The following is a 15,001-nucleotide window of genomic DNA, read 5'->3' as shown; positions in this document are numbered from 1 at the left end:
TCTAGAGATTACTTACCGCTGATAGTGCGGCGACTGCCGTCCGTTGCGCGACGGCGGCTGCCGCCGGGCCGCATCGGGGCGGGCGGGCGGCTGCTGGGGGTAGCGAGCGGCTTCCGGGCGCGGAGGTGCCTCGGCGCGGCCGGGGGCCGGTTCGGCGCGGCCGGCGGGGGTGAGCGGTCGGCTCGGCGACCCGCTGCGCCGGGCCAGCGCGGCCTGGCTGCTCTGGCTCGCCATGGCCTGTGGAGTCGGCGGCAGCACCCGCAGCAGGTCGTTGAACTGACGCACGGTGCGCAAGCCCTCGTCCCACTGCGCCCTCGTGCTGGTGACCGGCATCGACACCAACGTCCAGTGCTCCTCGTTCCACATGATCTCGGCGCAGTCCGGGGCGGTGTGGGCGAACGTCACCATCCGCCGGTCGCACGCGCGCCGCGCGGCGTCGAGGTTGGTGGAGTAGACCATCCGCGGGCCGATCGCGCCGAGCAGCCAGATGTCGTTCTCCCGCGGCTCTTTGATGCCCTTGAGCCGCAGGTCCACGACGACGTTGGTGCCGACCTTGCGGTGCAGCGCGATCACCGTCGCCACGTCCTCGAGGTCGAAGATGAACACCGCCTCGCCGCGGATCTGACCCAACACGACGTTCTTGGCGGTGACATCGCCGACGGTCGACATCACGCCACGCTTCCAGCGCTTGACGATGTCGTTCGATTCGTGCTCGTAGTCGAAGCCGTGCGACTTCGCCCAGGACTTGCGTCGGCGTCCCAGCCCGCGTCGACGGTCGACGTCGACGTACAACAGCACCGCCGCACCCACGAAGCACAGTGCGGACAGCGTGAACCAAAGCGGAACCATTGCGCCCTAGCCTACTTGCAGGTAGTCCGTAAACCCGAACTCAACCAGATCACAGCCCCATCACATAGCGTGAAGCTCCAGCCTGCACGCGTGATCCACAACGGAGGAGGTCGGATGGGTGATGCGGTGACCGGCATTCGGCAGAAGCTGCAGCACGTATCCGAGGCGGGTCGCGCCGTCAAGCGACTCGTCGAGACCGGCGTCATCGACGTCAAGGACCTGAATTCGACGGTTCGGGGCGCCAAGCTCGCGCGCGTCTACGGCCCCCAGGCGACGATGGCGATCCTCGGTGGGCACAGGTATGCGACCTTGCCGGCCATCGTCGACGAGCGCGGGACATTGACGTACAAGCAGGTAGACGACCAATCGTGGGCGTTGGCGCGTGGCCTGCGGGGGCTCGGCGTTTCGGCGGGCTCTGTCGTCGGCGTGCTGTGCCGCGACCACCGTGGGCTGGTGATCACCATGGCCGCATGCGGCAAGCTCGGCGCCCGCATGGTCCTGATGAACACCGGTTTCGCCAAGCCGCAGTTCGCGCAAGTCTGCGAACGCGAGAACGTCGGCGTCATGTTGCACGACAGCGAGTTCCTCGCGCTGCTCGACGCGCTGCCCACCGACCTGCCGCGCGTGCTGGTCTGGGTGGACGACGGCGCCGAGCTGCCTCCGGGCACTCAGACCCTCGACGACATCGTCGCGACGAACTCCACCGAGCCGCTGCCTCCACCCGCGAAAGCCGGTAGCTCGGTCATCCTCACCAGCGGCACGACCGGCCTGCCCAAGGGCGCGCCGCGGGAATCGGTCAATCCGCTTGCCACCGCGCAGATCGTCGACCGAATACCGTTCCCCCGCAGAGGCACCATGGTCATTGTCTCGCCGATCTTCCACAGCACAGGTTGGGCCACCTACACCGTCGGTGCCGCATTGGGCAACAAGGTGGTGACCTCCAGGCGATTCAAGCCGGAGGCCACGTTGAAGCTCATCGCCGACCACAAGGCCGACATGTTGGTCGCAGTTCCGACGATGCTGCACCGGATGGTCGAGCTCGCGCCCGATGTCATCGCCCGGTACGACACCTCGTCGTTGAAGGTGATCCTGATCGCCGGCTCGGCGCTGAGTCCCGACCTGTCCACTCGGATCCAGGACACCTTCGGCGACGTTCTGTACAACATGTACGGCTCCACCGAATGCGCCATCGCCACCGTCGCCACCCCGGCCGAGCTTCGTGCCGCGCCCGGCACCGCGGGCCGCGCCCCGGTGACATGCGAGGTGGTGCTATATGACGAACACGATCAACGGGTCGTAGGTGCGAACCGTCGCGGCCGGATCTTCATCCGCAACGGCGCGCCGTTCTCCGGATACACCGACGGCCGGAACAAGCAGATCCTCGACGGCTACATGTCCAGCGGCGACATGGGACATTTCGACGCGAACGGGCTGCTGTTCGTCGACGGCCGCGACGACGACATGATCGTGTCCGGCGGCGAGAACGTCTTCCCGCAGGAAGTGGAGAATCTGCTCGAGGAGCGCCCCGATGTCGCTGAAGTGGCGGTGGTCGGTGTCGACGACGTCGAGTTCGGAAAGCGGTTGCGCGCCTTCATCGTTTCCGAGCCGGGTGCGGCGCGGGATGCGGCGGAGATCAAGCAGTACGTGAAGGACAACCTGGCGCGGCACAAGGTCCCGCGCGACGTGGTGTTCGTCGACGAGTTACCCCGCAACGCCACCGGAAAGCTGCTGCGCCGAGTCCTGGTCGAAATGGACGTCACGAGCTGACCCGCGGACCGGACGGCCGCGGGACAGCTCGTGTATCGACCTAACCGAGCACCAGGCTGTCGCCGTCGGGGCTGACGTTGACCGGCACCACGTCGCCGTCGTGCACCTCGCCGGCCAGCAGCATCTTGGCGAGCTGGTCGCCGATGGCCTGCTGGATCAGCCTGCGCAGCGGCCGGGCGCCGTACTGCGGGTCGAAGCCGCGCTGCGCCAGCCACTTCTTGGCCGGCAGCGACACCTCGAGGGTGAGCCTGCGCTGGGCCAACCGCTTGGCCAGCTGCTCGAGCTGGATGTCGACGATGTGGACCAGTTCCTCGGGGTTGAGCCCGTCGAACACGATCACGTCGTCGAGCCGGTTGATGAACTCTGGCTTGAACGCCCCGCGCACTGCGGCCATCACCTGCTCCTCGCTGCCGCCGGCACCGAGGTTGGACGTCAGGATCAGGATGGTGTTGCGGAAGTCGACGGTGCGACCCTGCCCGTCGGTCAGCCTGCCCTCGTCGAGCACCTGCAACAGGACGTCGAAAACGTCCGGGTGGGCCTTTTCGATCTCGTCGAACAGGATCACCGTGTACGGACGCCGCCGCACCGCCTCGGTCAGCTGACCGCCCTGGTCGTAGCCGATGTAGCCGGGAGGCGCACCGACGAGGCGGGCGACCGAGTGCTTCTCGCCGTACTCGCTCATGTCGATGCGGACCATCGCGCGTTCGTCGTCGAACAGGAACTCCGCCAGCGCCTTGGCCAACTCGGTCTTGCCCACACCGGTCGGGCCGAGGAACATGAACGAGCCGGTCGGCCGGTTCGGGTCGGCGACCCCGGCGCGGGAACGCCGCACCGCGTCCGATACGGCCTGCACGGCCTTGCGCTGGCCGACGACGCGCTTACCGAGCTCGTCTTCCATTCGCAGCAGCTTGGCGGTCTCGCCCTCGAGCATCCGGCCCGCCGGAATCCCGGTCCACGCCGACACCACGTCGGCGATGTCGTCGGGCCCGACCTCCTCCTTGAGCATCAGGTCCTCGCGCGCCTCGGCCTGTGGCAGTGCCGCGTCGAGCTTCTTCTCGACCTCCGGGATGCGGCCGTAGCGCAGTTCGGCGGCCTTTTCGAGGTTGCCGTCGCGTTCGGCGCGGTCGGCCTCGCCGCGCAGCACCTCGAGCTGCTCCTTGAGCTCGCGCACGACGTCGATGGCGCCCTTCTCGTTCTGCCACCGAGTCGTCAGTTCGGCCAACTTTTCTTTGTGGTCGGCCAACTCGGCGCGCAACTTCTCCAGCCGTTCCTTGGAGGCGGCGTCCTCTTCCTTGGACAGCGCCATCTCCTCGATCTCGAGGCGACGCACCAGCCGCTCGACCTCATCGATCTCGACGGGCCGCGAGTCGATCTCCATCCGCAACCGCGATGCGGCCTCGTCGACCAGGTCGATGGCCTTGTCGGGCAGGAACCGGCTGGTGATGTAGCGGTCGGACAGCGTGGCCGCCGAGACCAGCGCCGAGTCGGTGATCCGCACGCCGTGGTGCACCTCGTAGCGGTCCTTCAGTCCGCGCAGGATGCCGACGGTGTCCTCGACCGACGGCTCGCCGACGAACACCTGCTGGAAGCGGCGCTCCAGCGCGGCGTCCTTCTCGATGTACTTGCGGTACTCGTCGAGCGTGGTCGCGCCGACCAGGCGCAGCTCGCCGCGGGCGAGCATCGGCTTGATCATGTTGCCGGCGTCCATCGAGGATTCGCCGGTCGCGCCGGCGCCGACGATGGTGTGCAGCTCGTCGATGAACGTGATGATCTGGCCGGCCGAGTTCTTGATGTCGTCGAGCACGGCCTTGAGGCGCTCCTCGAACTCGCCGCGGTACTTCGACCCGGCGACCATCGAGCCCAGATCCAGGCTGATGACGGTCTTGTCGCGCAGGCTCTCGGGTACGTCGCCGGCGACGATGCGCTGGGCCAGGCCCTCGACGATCGCAGTCTTGCCGACGCCGGGCTCACCGATGAGCACCGGATTGTTCTTGGTGCGGCGGGACAAGACCTGCACGACGCGACGAATCTCGTTGTCGCGTCCGATGACCGGGTCGAGCTTGCCTTCGCGGGCGCGCGCGGTCAGGTCCGTGGAGTACTTCTCCAAGGCCTGATAGGTGCCTTCGGGATCCGGGCTGGTTACCCGGGCGCTGCCGCGCACCTTGACGAAGGCCTCGCGCAGCGCCTGCGGGGATGCGCCGTGCCCGGTGAGCAGCTTTGCAACGTCCGAGTCGCCGGTCGCGAGACCGACCATGAGGTGTTCGGTCGAGACGTACTCGTCGTCCATCTCGGTCGCCAGGTGCTGGGCGGCGGTGATCGCGGCCAGGGCCTGGGGCGACAACTGCGGCTGTGAGGCCGCGCCGCTGGCGCTGGGCAACCGGTCGAGAAGTCGCTGCGTCTCCGAGCGAATGGTCGCGGGTTCGACGCCGACGGCCTCGAGCAGGGGTGCGGCGATGCCGTCGTTTTGGGTCAGCAAAGCCATCAACAGATGGGCGGGGGTGATCTGCGGGTTGCCTGCGGTGGTTGCCGCCTGCAACGACGCGGTCAACGCCGCCTGGGTCTTGGTCGTCGGGTTGAACGAGTCCACGACACGGTGCCTTTCTTGGTTCGTGAGCTACGCGAGCTACCGGAAATGCTTGTCGCATGGTTCAACGTCGTCAATCTTGAGTCTGTTCCGCTCAAGTCTAGCCAATTTCGCCGCTTCCAAACATCGCCACCGCGGCGTAGACGGCAACACGCCGCTCAGGTGTCACAACTTTCACACCTGTATCGGCGACGCTTGAGCCATGCGTCGACTCGCCGCCATGCTCGCGGCCGCCGCCGTGGGCGTGTCGATTTCGTCTGCGCTGATCGCCCCCGCGCGTGCGGCCGGCGATGCCGACCAGGTCCGCGCCGTCCTCGACGGGATGAACGGCTCCTACAACCGCTCGGATTTCCCGTCGTTCGCCACGCACGTCTGCGCCGTCATGCGGCATGCCGACGGTTTCGAGACCGAGTGGTACGCGAGCCGGAAAGCGGACGGCCCCACCCGGATCTCGATCAACTCGGTGACGGTCGCGGGCCGCCCCGCGGTCAAGGCCGTCGCGACCGTCCGGTTCGCCGCCGCGAACCAGCCCGACGCCAAGACCTTCGACATCGACTTCGTGCGCGAGGGCAGCCAGTGGAAGGCCTGCCACTACCACCCGACCCAAGCCGCATAGTGCTCACCGAACTCGTCCCCCTGGCGCTGGTGATCGCGCTCTCGCCGCTGTCGATCATCCCGGCGGTGCTCGTGCTGCACACGCCGAAGCCACGCCCGACCGGCCTGGCCTTCCTCGCCGGCTGGCTGATCGGGCTGACCGTGCTGACGGTCGTTTTCCTGCAGGTGTCCAGCCTGCTGGGCGGGCGGGAGCAGAGGCCGCCGGGATGGGCGTCGTGGTTGCGCATCGGAGTCGGCGCGGCACTGATCGTGTTCGGCCTCTACCGCTGGTTCACCCGCAGGACGTCGGCGCACACGCCGCGCTGGATGCAGAGCCTGAGCAAGCTGACCCCGGCGCGTGCCGGCGGCGCCGCGATGGCACTGACCGTCGTCAACCCGAAAGTGTTGTTCATCTGTGCCGCATCGGGTCTCGCGATCGGTACCGCGGGCGGCGGCCCGCGCGACGACTGGGTGGGAGTCACATGGTTCGTCGTCGTCGCGGCATCCACGGTGGCGGCGCCGATCCTGGCCTACGCGGTGTCTGGTGACCGCCTCGACGGCCCGCTGGCCCGGCTCGCGGACTGGATGGAGCGACAGCACGCCACCCTGGTGGCGGGCATCCTGGTGGTGATCGGAATCCTCGTGTTGTACAAAGGAATTCACGGACTCTGAGTCAGCGCTGCACGGCTTGGGCTGTGGCGCGGGGCTACGGCAGCCCGAGCTCGGCGGCATCTGCGGTCAGGTACCGCGTCACCGTCGGCGCGACCAACCGCACCAGATCGTCATCCGGCAGCGATGCCAACGGCTCGATCTTCATGACGAAGCGCAGCACCGCTGTCCCGACGAGTTGGCTCGCGGCCAACAGCGCGCGCAACCTGGCCTGCGGCCCGCCGCCGAGCCGCCCGGAGACCGCGGTCAAGACGTAGTTCTGCATGAACCCGCGGAACGCCTCGTGGGCGTCGGCGTTCGACGTGGCCGACTGCAGCATCGCCACCATCGTCGGACCCGTTTCGGGCGACTGCCAGATGTGCAGATACGTGCGCACCAGCCGGGTGCCGATGTCCGGGTCCTCGTCCGGCCCGCCGGCGACGGCCGCCGCCAGCACCTCCGGGTCGACGATCAGGCTCAGCGACTCCCGGAACAGGTCGGCCTTGGAGCCGAACAGGTACAGCACCATCGACGGATCGACGTGGGCATCGCGGGCGATCGCCCGAAGGGTCGTCCTCTCGTACCCCTCGGCGCCGAACCGCTTGCGCGCGGCCGCCAGCACCGCGTCGCGAGACACCGGTTCACCCAGGCGGCGTCCGCGGCGCGTTTTCGCTGGTGATGCCATATCGCCAGGCTAACATTTCACTAGGTGTTGAAATAGTTGCGGCCCGGAGTTACGCTGCCGATACCAGTAATTCAACGACGAATGAAAAGGTGTTGCCATGACTATCGAAACGGCCGCAAGGCCCAACCACCACGCATCGGGCGGCCACGAGCCGCCGGCCGCAATCCGTGCGACCGCCGTGGTGGTCGTGCTCACCGTTGTGCTCGCGATCGTCGCGCTCGCTTTCGCACTGCCCGCCGCACGCACCGCACCGCACGACGTGCCGATCGGCGCGGCGGGACCGCAGGCGGCGAGCGGCCAAGTCGCCGCGACGATGGAACAGCAAGCGCCGGGCGCGTTCGCGTTCACCTACTACCCGGGCGCAGAAGCGCTGCGCGAGGCGATCCGCAACCGCGACGTCTACGGCGGCATCGCGCTCGGGCCCGACGGTCCCACGCTGATGATCGCCACCGGCGGCAGCCCGATGATCGCCCAGATGCTGACCCAGATCGGCAACGGCATCGCCCAGAAGACCGGAACGCAGTTGCAGGTCGAGGACCTTGCGCCGCCGACCGCCGACGATCCGCGCGGAGCCGGGTTGGCCGCGTCGGCACTGCCCATCACGCTGGCCGGTCTGCTGCCCGCGATCGCGCTGCTGTTCGCGCTCAAGCGGGAGGTGTGGACCCGGTTCACCGCCGCGGTGGTGTTCGCGGGCGTGGCGGGCGTGTCGATCGCCGGGCTGCTGCGTTGGGTGCTGGGTTCGATCGACGCGAATTTCTGGGGTGTCACCGGCGCCCTGACGCTCGGCATCCTGGCCACGGGATTGACCCTGCTGGGCCTGGGATCGCTGTTCGGCCGGGTCGGCCTGGCGTTGGGCGCGGTCACCGCGCTGCTCGTCGGCAACCCGCTGTCCGGGTTGAACACCGCCCCCGACCTGCTGCCGAGCGGCTGGGGGCAGTTCGGACAGTTGCTGCCGCAGGGCGCCAACGCCACCCTGCTGCGGTCCGCCGCCTTCTTCGACGGGGCGGGCGCCACGGTGCCGGTCATCGTGCTGACCTGCTGGGCGGCGTTCGGCGCCGCGCTGATCGTGATCGCGGCGCTTCGGCAGCGAAGGACCAGCTCAGCCTGACACTTACACTGGGGCCGCGTGGGACTCGACGACCGTGACGCGCTGCGCACGCTGCGCGACGCGGTCGATCCCGCGCTCGGCTCCGGTGAGCTGGTTCGCCGCTTCTACACGCACTGGTTCGCCATCGACACCTCGGTGCGTGACCTCTTCCCGCCGGACATGGAAGCCCAGCGCAACCGGTTCGCCCACGCCGTCACGTGGGTGCTGGGTGAACTCGCCGACCAGCGGGCGCAGGAGCCGGTGGCGTTCCTGGCCCAGCTCGGCCGGGATCATCGTAAATACGGTGTGGCGCAACGTCATTACGACAGCATGCAGAACGCGCTGTACAGCAGCTTTCGCAGTCACCTGGCCGAGCGCTGGGACGACACGCTCGCCGAGGCCACGCATGACGCCGTGGCACTGATGATCGGGCTGATGCGGGGCGCCGCCGACGCGGAGCAGGGCCCGCCGTTCTGCGACGGCACGGTGCTCGAGCACATCCGCGCCACCCGCGACGTCTCCGTCGTACGGTTGCAACTGGACCGCCCGCTGTTCTACCACCCGGGTCAGTACGTCACGGTGCAGGTTCCGCAGTGGCCACGCCGGTGGCGCTACCTGAGCCCGTCGATCCCGACCGATCCCGCCGGCGCCATCGAGTTCCACATCCGCTCGGTGACCGGCGGCATGGTGAGCACCGCCATCGTCGGCGAGACGAAGCCCGGCGACCGGTGGCGGCTGTCGAACCCGCACGGTGGCCTGCACATCGACCGCGACGGGGGCGACGTGTTGATGGTCGCGGGCAGCTCCGGCCTCGCGCCGCTGCGGACGCTGATCATGGATCTCACCCGCTGGGGCGTCAACCCGCGCGTGCATCTGTTCTTCGGCGGCCGCTATCCGTGCGACCTCTACGACCTGCCCACCCTTTGGCAGATCGCTTCGCAGAACCCGTGGCTGTCGGTCACCCCGGTGTCGGAGTTCAACGTCGACCCGCCGTGGGCGCGCGAATATCCCGATGTGCAGCCTCCGCGCGGCCTGCACGTGCGGCAGACCGGCACGCTGGCCGACGTGGTGACCCGCTACGGCAACTGGGGTGATCGGCAGATCCTGATCTGCGGTGGACCGGAGATGGTGACGGCGACGAAGGCCGCGTTGATCGCAAAAGGCGCACCGGCCGAACGGATTCAACACGATCCGCTGGTTTCCTGAAGCGCTAGCCCCAATACGAGAAACTACATGTCGGCCGTGGTTCGCTCTTGAACGCAAGCAGGTTGCCGTCCATGGTGATGCTGCAGATGAGACTTGTGTCGCCGCCGTCGGCGGTGACCGACGATTGCACCTCGTTGTAAACGGGATACTGCTTCTGCCATGGCAGCGTCACATTCGTCTCTGTTTGCTCTGGGCCACCGTTGATCCGGTACCGGATGCTCACCGGGCCGGCTCCGCCCCTCACCTCCATGGTCGCGGTCCCGACGGGGGGCCCAGCGGGCGTGGCCGCGACCGTTTCCGACGTGGTCGCCGTCGCCGAAGTCGTGGCCTCAGAAGTGGCGGCGTCGGGCTCATCCGCTTTCGGGTCGCCTTCGGTCGTCCCACATCCGGTCGCGGCGATCGCGACAACAGCGATACCCATGACGGCGCCGATCGCAGTGCGTTTCACCATTCCTGGAGCCTAGCCGGGATGAAGTGGCACCGATCTGTAGCTTCGGTGTCATGGTCGACTTCGAAACCGTCACGCTTCGCGATCCGTCGTCCGCGCTGACCGCATCGTTCGTGCCGGCAGCCGGCATGGTGGGCACCTCGCTGGCCGTCGACGGCGACCAGTTCCTCAGCCAGCGCCGCGGCCTGACCGCCTACGTCAACAACGGCAAGACGATGGGCATCCCGATCCTGTACCCGTGGGCGAACCGGTTGAGCGCCAACACCTACGAGGTCGACGGCACCGTCGTCCGCCTGACCCCCGGCACCGGTGGTGTCCGGACCGACGAGCACGGAGCACCGATCCACGGAGTACTCGCCGCCTACCCCGGCTGGCGGGTCAGCGCGCAAACGGACAACAGCCTGACCGCCGTACTCGATTACGGTGGCGACCCGCAACTGCTAGCGGCGTTTCCGTTCCCGCACCTGCTGACACAGCACGTGACTCTCGACGCCCGGACACTCACCATCGAGACCACCGTCGCGCCCACCACGTCGGCATCCGTGCCGCTGTGCTTCGGCTACCACCCGTACCTGAGGATCCCGGGCGTGCCGCGCGAGGAATGGGCGCTGAACACCCCGACGATGCGCCACCTGCCGGTGGACGACAACGGCATTCCGACCGGAGCTCAGGAACCGTGGCCGGCCAGGACCGAGCAGTTGAAGATCACCGCATACGACGACGGCTTCGACCGGGTGCCCGAGGGCGCGGTGTTCACGCTCACCGGCGGTGACCGCCGCATCGATGTGACGTTCGAAAGCGGCTATCCCGCAGCGCAACTCTTCGCGCCCACCAACGACGACCTGATCGCCATCGAGCCGATGGCCGCCCCGACCGACGCGCTGCGGCGGGGCGGCTACCGAAAAGCGGCCCCCGGCACGCCGGAGACCGCTCGATTCTCGATCAGGATCACCTGAGGTTGTCAATCCGCCTGACGTCGCCGCCGACCGGCTGTGGGCTGCCAGACGACCAGGGCCGTGCTCTTTTGACGTGGCTGGGCGCGCAGCGCCTCCACTTCCTCGCTCAACTCCCGCACCCGGGCCTGTAACGCCTCGACTTGGTTGGTCAGCTCGATGATGCGCTTGATGCCGGCGAGGTTGACGCCTTCGTCCTGGCTCAACCGCTGCACCTCGCGGAGCAACTCGACATCGTGCTGGGAGTAACGCCTGCCGCCACCCGAGGTGCGTTGCGGGCGCACCAGTCCGAGCCGGTCATAGGTGCGCAAGGTCTGCGCGTGCATGCCCGCCAACTCGGCGGCGACGGAGATCAGGAAGGTGCGGGCCTCCTCCTTGGACCGTTTCGCGGCCATCACGCACCTGCCCATCCGGCCCGCGGATCGAAGCCGCTGGCCCGCTCCGCTTTCGCGTAGGTTTCCAGCGCCTCGGCCGCCTCACCCTCGAGGTTCGGCGGCACCGCCACCTTGACCGTCACCAACAGGTCGCCGTGGCCGCCGGAGCGTTTCGGTACACCGCGTCCGCGCACGCGCAGGATCCGGCCGTCCGATGTGCCCTTGGGCACCCGTACGCCGACCTTGCCCTCCAGCGTCGGTACCGAAAGCGTTGTACCCAAGGCCAATTCATGGAAGCTGACGGGAACGGTGACGGTGAGGTCGTCGCCGTCACGGCCGAAGACCCTGTCGGGCCGCACGTGGACAGTCACGTACAGGTCGCCCGAGGGTGCGCCGCGAAGACCCGCTTCGCCCTGGCCCGCCAACCGGATCCGCTGGCCGTCCTCGACGCCGGGCGGGATCCGCACGTTGATGGTGCGGGTTCGGGTGGTCACGCCGGTGCCCTTGCACTCCTGGCAGGGGTGCTCGATGATCGACCCGCTCCCACGGCATTCGGTGCACGGCTCGGAGAATCCGAACGCGCCCTGGTTGCGGTTGATCACGCCGGAGCCGTTGCAGCTCGGGCAGACTTTCGGGCTGGTGCCCGGGCGCGCCCCGCTGCCATGACAGTTGGTGCACGGCGCCGGACTGGTGAGCCGCAACGGCATCGCCACGCCCTTGGTGGCCTCCAGGAACGACAGCTCGGCCTCGGTCTCGAGGTCGTTGCCGCGGCGCGGCCTGCTGGGCCGCGGCTGCTGGGCGCCGCGGCCGAAGAGACCACCGAAGAGGTCGCCGATGTTCGCGCCACCGGTCTGACCGGCGGCGTCGAACAGGTCGTTCAGGTTGAACTCGACGCCGCCATCCGAGCCGCCGAAGCCACCGAAGCCACCGCCGCCGCCGAACCGACCGCGGCCGAAGCCGCCGTTGGCGAACAGCCGCCGGGTCTCGTCGTACTCCTTGCGCTTGGCCGGATCGGTGAGCACCTCCTTGGCCTCGGACACCGCCTTGTACCGTTCCTCGGCCGACGAATTGCCCGGATTTCGGTCGGGGTGATTCTCCGCGAGCAGTTTTCGCGCCGCCCGCTTGATCTCCTGTTCGCTGGCGTCGGAGGAGACGCCGAGCTCCTTGTAGAAGTCTTTCTCGACCCACTCACGTTGGGCCATACCGCGTCACCTCCTTACCGGTGTCACTCCTGGTCTGATTCTGCTGGTTCTGCCGCCGCATCGCCGCCGTTATCGGCGGCTTCCGGGCCGTCGGGCACCGTGTCGACCACGCCGACCATGGCGTGGCGCACGACCTGCTCGCCGACCTTGTAGCCGCGCCGCATCACGGTGCCCAGCACGGGGTGAGTGCCCTCCCCCTCGTGCTGCACGGCCTCGTGCAGTTCCGGGTCGAACTCGTCGCCCTCGGTACCGAATGCCGAAAGTCCCTGTCCCTCAAGGACACTGACGAGCTTGTCGGCCACCGCCTTGAGGGGACCGCTCTCCAGGTCGCCGTGGCTGCGGGCACGATCGAGGTCATCGAGGATCGGCAGCAACTGCGTGATGACCGAGGCCTTCGCCCGGTCGGCGGCCAGCTGCTGATCGCGCAGCGCCCGCTTACGGTAGTTGGTGAAATCGGCCTGCACTCGCTGCAGATCGGCGAGCAGTTCGGAGGCCTTGTCGGCCTCTGCGCCTGCGCTCTGCGGCGATGGCTGGTCCGGCGCCGGCCCACCTGGGGCCGGCTCGGAACCTGCGTCTCTCACTTCACCGGTGACCGGATCGATGCGCCGTTTGTCGGTGACGGTCACCGGCTCGTACGGATCGTTTCCTGTCACTTGTTCTCCTTGTTGTTCGAGTCATCGTCGACCACCTCGGCATCCACGACGTTGTCGTCGGCCGGCGCACCGGCGTCCGTGCCGCCGCCTGCCGCCTGCTCGGCCTGAGTGGCCTCGTAGATGGCCTGGCCGAGGCCCTGTGACTCGACGCCCAGCTTCTCCATCGCGGACTTGATCTCGCCGATGTCGGTGCCCTCGAGCGCCTTCTTGGCATCGGCGATCGCCGCGTCCACCTTGCTCAGCGTGTCCTCGGGGACCTTCGACCCGCCTTCGGCCTCACGCTGCTCCTTGACGAACTTCTCCGTCTGGTACACCAGCGACTCGGCCTGGTTGCGGACGTCGGCCTCTTCGCGACGTTTGCGGTCCTCCTCGGCGTGCGCCTCGGCGTCCTTGACCATCCGGTCGATCTCTTCCTTGGACAGGCCGGAGCCCTCCTGGATGCGGATCGTGTTCTCCTTGCCGGTGCCCTTGTCCTTCGCCGTCACGTGCACGATGCCGTTGGCGTCGATGTCGAACGTGACCTCGATCTGCGGCACGCCGCGCGGGGCCGGCGGGATACCGGTCAGCTCGAAGCTGCCGAGCAACTTGTTGTGCGCGGCGATCTCGCGCTCGCCCTGATAGACCTGGATCTGCACCGACGGCTGGTTGTCGTCGGCGGTGGTGAAGGTCTCCGACCGCTTGGTCGGAATGGTGGTGTTGCGCTCGATCAGCTTCGTCATCACGCCACCCTTGGTCTCGATGCCGAGGGACAGCGGCGTGACGTCAAGCAGCAGAACGTCTTTCACCTCACCCTTGAGCACACCGGCCTGCAGCGCGGCGCCCACCGCGACAACCTCGTCCGGGTTGACGCCCTTGTTGGGCTCCTTGCCGCCGGTCATCTCCTTGACCAGATCGGACACCGCGGGCATCCGCGTCGAGCCGCCGACCAGCACCACGTGGTCGATGTCGGACACCGAGATGCCGGCGTCCTTGACCACCTGCTGGAACGGTTGGCGGGTGCGGTCCAGCAGATCCTGGGTGATGCGCTGGAACTCGGCGCGCGTCAGCTGCTCGTCGAGGAACAGCGGGTTCTTGTCCGCGTCGACGGTGATGTAGGGCAGGTTGATCGAGGTGCTCTGGCTCGAGCTGAGCTCGATCTTCGCCTTCTCGGCAGCCTCGCGCAGTCGCTGCATGGCCATCTTGTCCTTGGTCAGGTCGATGCCTGAGGTGCCCTTGAACTTGTCGACCAGCCAGTCGACGATCCGGTCGTCCCAGTCGTCGCCACCGAGGTGGTTGTCACCGCTGGTGGCACGCACCTCGACGACGCCCTCGCCGATCTCGAGCAGGGAGACGTCGAACGTGCCGCCGCCGAGGTCGAAGACCAGGATCGTCTGTTCCTTCTCACCCTTGTCCAGGCCGTAGGCCAGCGCGGCCGCGGTGGGCTCGTTGACGATGCGCAGCACGTTGAGGCCGGCGATCTGGCCGGCTTCCTTGGTGGCCTGACGCTGGGCGTCGTTGAAGTAGGCGGGCACGGTGATGACCGCGTCGGTGATGTCCTCACCGAGATAGCTCTCGGCGTCGCGCTTGAGCTTCATCAGCACCCGAGCGCTGATCTCCTGCGCGGTGTACTTCTTGCCGTCGATCTCCACCGACCAATCGGTGCCCATGTGACGCTTGACCGAACGGATGGTCCGGTCGACGTTGGTCACCGCCTGGTTCTTGGCGGGCTGGCCGACCAGCACCTCACCGTTGCGCGCGAACGCGACGACGGACGGCGTGGTGCGGGAGCCCTCGGAGTTGGCGACGACAACGGGATCGCCACCCTCCAGTACCGCGACGACGGAGTTGGTGGTCCCGAGGTCGATTCCGACCGCACGAGCCATGGTTGTTCCTCCCTGGGTAGTCCTGCTAAGGGTCTGAGTGCACCGCACTCAAGACTGCGCCGACGCACCCTACCCTGTCAACTCAGACT

The 15,001-nt window shown here is 67.8% G+C and carries 14 protein-coding genes; 6 read left to right on the top strand and 8 right to left on the bottom strand.

What is annotated here, in order from left to right:
* Positions 1–12 precede the first annotated feature (12 nt).
* Positions 13–849 (bottom strand): trehalose monomycolate transport factor TtfA, encoded by an 837-nt coding sequence (gene ttfA / locus AU188_RS07905; RefSeq protein WP_059163186.1) that lies wholly within the window; start codon positions 847–849, stop codon positions 13–15.
* A gap of 114 nt (positions 850–963) precedes the next feature.
* Here ttfA and AU188_RS07900 point away from each other — a divergent pair, with 114 nt between their 5' ends.
* Positions 964–2,616, top strand: coding sequence for an acyl-CoA synthetase (locus tag AU188_RS07900; protein WP_059163185.1), 1,653 nt, complete (start codon positions 964–966; stop codon positions 2,614–2,616).
* 40 nt (positions 2,617–2,656) lie between these two features.
* Here the strand turns inward: AU188_RS07900 and clpB are convergent, their stop codons facing one another.
* On the bottom strand, positions 2,657–5,203 hold the full coding sequence (gene clpB / locus AU188_RS07895; RefSeq protein WP_059163184.1) for an ATP-dependent chaperone ClpB: 2,547 nt from the start codon (positions 5,201–5,203) through the stop codon (positions 2,657–2,659).
* 199 nt (positions 5,204–5,402) lie between these two features.
* Between clpB and AU188_RS07890 the strand changes: the two genes are divergently transcribed.
* Together AU188_RS07890 and AU188_RS07885 are read left to right on the top strand one after the other, a co-directional pair.
* A complete protein-coding gene (locus AU188_RS07890; RefSeq protein ID WP_082686539.1) occupies positions 5,403–5,816 on the top strand; it encodes an Rv0361 family membrane protein in 414 nt (137 codons plus the stop codon).
* Positions 5,816–6,466 carry a GAP family protein gene (locus AU188_RS07885; protein WP_059163183.1) on the top strand — a complete coding sequence of 217 codons (651 nt, stop codon included), beginning with the start codon at positions 5,816–5,818 and terminating at the stop codon, positions 6,464–6,466. Before AU188_RS07890 ends, AU188_RS07885 begins: the two co-directional genes overlap by 1 nt.
* 34 nt (positions 6,467–6,500) lie before the next feature.
* Here the strand turns inward: AU188_RS07885 and AU188_RS07880 are convergent, their stop codons facing one another.
* Positions 6,501–7,127, bottom strand: coding sequence for a TetR/AcrR family transcriptional regulator (locus tag AU188_RS07880; RefSeq protein ID WP_172799431.1), 627 nt, complete (start codon positions 7,125–7,127; stop codon positions 6,501–6,503).
* 97 nt (positions 7,128–7,224) lie between these two features.
* Here AU188_RS07880 and AU188_RS07875 point away from each other — a divergent pair, with 97 nt between their 5' ends.
* Positions 7,225–8,235, top strand: coding sequence for a hypothetical protein (locus AU188_RS07875; protein WP_059163181.1), 1,011 nt, complete (start codon positions 7,225–7,227; stop codon positions 8,233–8,235).
* Positions 8,236–8,253: 18 nt separating this feature from the next.
* Positions 8,254–9,420: an FAD-binding oxidoreductase gene (locus tag AU188_RS07870; protein WP_059163180.1), complete on the top strand. Its 1,167-nt coding sequence runs from the start codon at positions 8,254–8,256 to the stop codon at positions 9,418–9,420.
* A 4-nt stretch (positions 9,421–9,424) separates the two neighbouring features.
* Here the strand turns inward: AU188_RS07870 and AU188_RS07865 are convergent, their stop codons facing one another.
* Positions 9,425–9,871, bottom strand: coding sequence for a hypothetical protein (locus tag AU188_RS07865; RefSeq protein ID WP_059163179.1), 447 nt, complete (start codon positions 9,869–9,871; stop codon positions 9,425–9,427).
* A gap of 50 nt (positions 9,872–9,921) precedes the next feature.
* Between AU188_RS07865 and AU188_RS07860 the strand changes: the two genes are divergently transcribed.
* Positions 9,922–10,824, top strand: a complete 903-nt coding sequence (locus AU188_RS07860; protein ID WP_059163178.1) for an aldose 1-epimerase — start codon at positions 9,922–9,924, stop codon at positions 10,822–10,824.
* A 5-nt stretch (positions 10,825–10,829) separates the two neighbouring features.
* On the opposite strand, the gene AU188_RS07855 is transcribed toward AU188_RS07860, so the two are convergent.
* From AU188_RS07855 to dnaK, 4 genes are read right to left on the bottom strand one after another with little or no spacing between them, the layout of a single operon-like run.
* Positions 10,830–11,216, bottom strand: a complete 387-nt coding sequence (locus tag AU188_RS07855; protein WP_059163177.1) for a heat shock protein transcriptional repressor HspR — start codon at positions 11,214–11,216, stop codon at positions 10,830–10,832.
* Positions 11,216–12,397: a molecular chaperone DnaJ gene (gene dnaJ, locus AU188_RS07850; RefSeq protein WP_059163176.1), complete on the bottom strand. Its 1,182-nt coding sequence runs from the start codon at positions 12,395–12,397 to the stop codon at positions 11,216–11,218. The genes AU188_RS07855 and dnaJ overlap by 1 nt, the downstream gene beginning before the upstream one ends.
* Before the next feature lie 23 nt (positions 12,398–12,420).
* Complete coding sequence (gene grpE / locus AU188_RS07845) at positions 12,421–13,050, bottom strand: nucleotide exchange factor GrpE (RefSeq protein ID WP_059163175.1); 630 nt, start codon at positions 13,048–13,050, stop codon at positions 12,421–12,423.
* Entirely contained in the window at positions 13,047–14,912 is a 1,866-nt protein-coding gene (gene dnaK / locus AU188_RS07840; protein ID WP_059163174.1) for a molecular chaperone DnaK, read from the bottom strand. The genes grpE and dnaK overlap by 4 nt, the downstream gene beginning before the upstream one ends.
* Between the last annotated feature and the right edge of the window lie 89 nt (positions 14,913–15,001).

Source organism: Mycobacterium sp. IS-3022, from assembly GCF_001500065.1.
GTDB lineage: Bacteria > Actinomycetota > Actinomycetes > Mycobacteriales > Mycobacteriaceae > Mycobacterium.
Note: the sequence above shows the minus strand (reverse complement) of the source record. Positions and strands in the feature narration are given on the sequence as shown.

Coding starts and splice junctions, on each gene's coding strand:
- AU188_RS07890 (WP_082686539.1), top strand. CDS start 5,403: ATGCGTCGACTCGCCGCCATGCTCGCGGCCGCCGCCGTGGGCGTGTCG.
- ttfA (WP_059163186.1), bottom strand. CDS start 849: ATGGTTCCGCTTTGGTTCACGCTGTCCGCACTGTGCTTCGTGGGTGCG.
- AU188_RS07855 (WP_059163177.1), bottom strand. CDS start 11,216: ATGGCCGCGAAACGGTCCAAGGAGGAGGCCCGCACCTTCCTGATCTCC.
- AU188_RS07865 (WP_059163179.1), bottom strand. CDS start 9,871: ATGGTGAAACGCACTGCGATCGGCGCCGTCATGGGTATCGCTGTTGTC.
- AU188_RS07900 (WP_059163185.1), top strand. CDS start 964: ATGGGTGATGCGGTGACCGGCATTCGGCAGAAGCTGCAGCACGTATCC.
- AU188_RS07860 (WP_059163178.1), top strand. CDS start 9,922: ATGGTCGACTTCGAAACCGTCACGCTTCGCGATCCGTCGTCCGCGCTG.
- AU188_RS07875 (WP_059163181.1), top strand. CDS start 7,225: ATGACTATCGAAACGGCCGCAAGGCCCAACCACCACGCATCGGGCGGC.
- dnaJ (WP_059163176.1), bottom strand. CDS start 12,397: ATGGCCCAACGTGAGTGGGTCGAGAAAGACTTCTACAAGGAGCTCGGC.
- dnaK (WP_059163174.1), bottom strand. CDS start 14,912: ATGGCTCGTGCGGTCGGAATCGACCTCGGGACCACCAACTCCGTCGTC.
- AU188_RS07880 (WP_172799431.1), bottom strand. CDS start 7,127: ATGGCATCACCAGCGAAAACGCGCCGCGGACGCCGCCTGGGTGAACCG.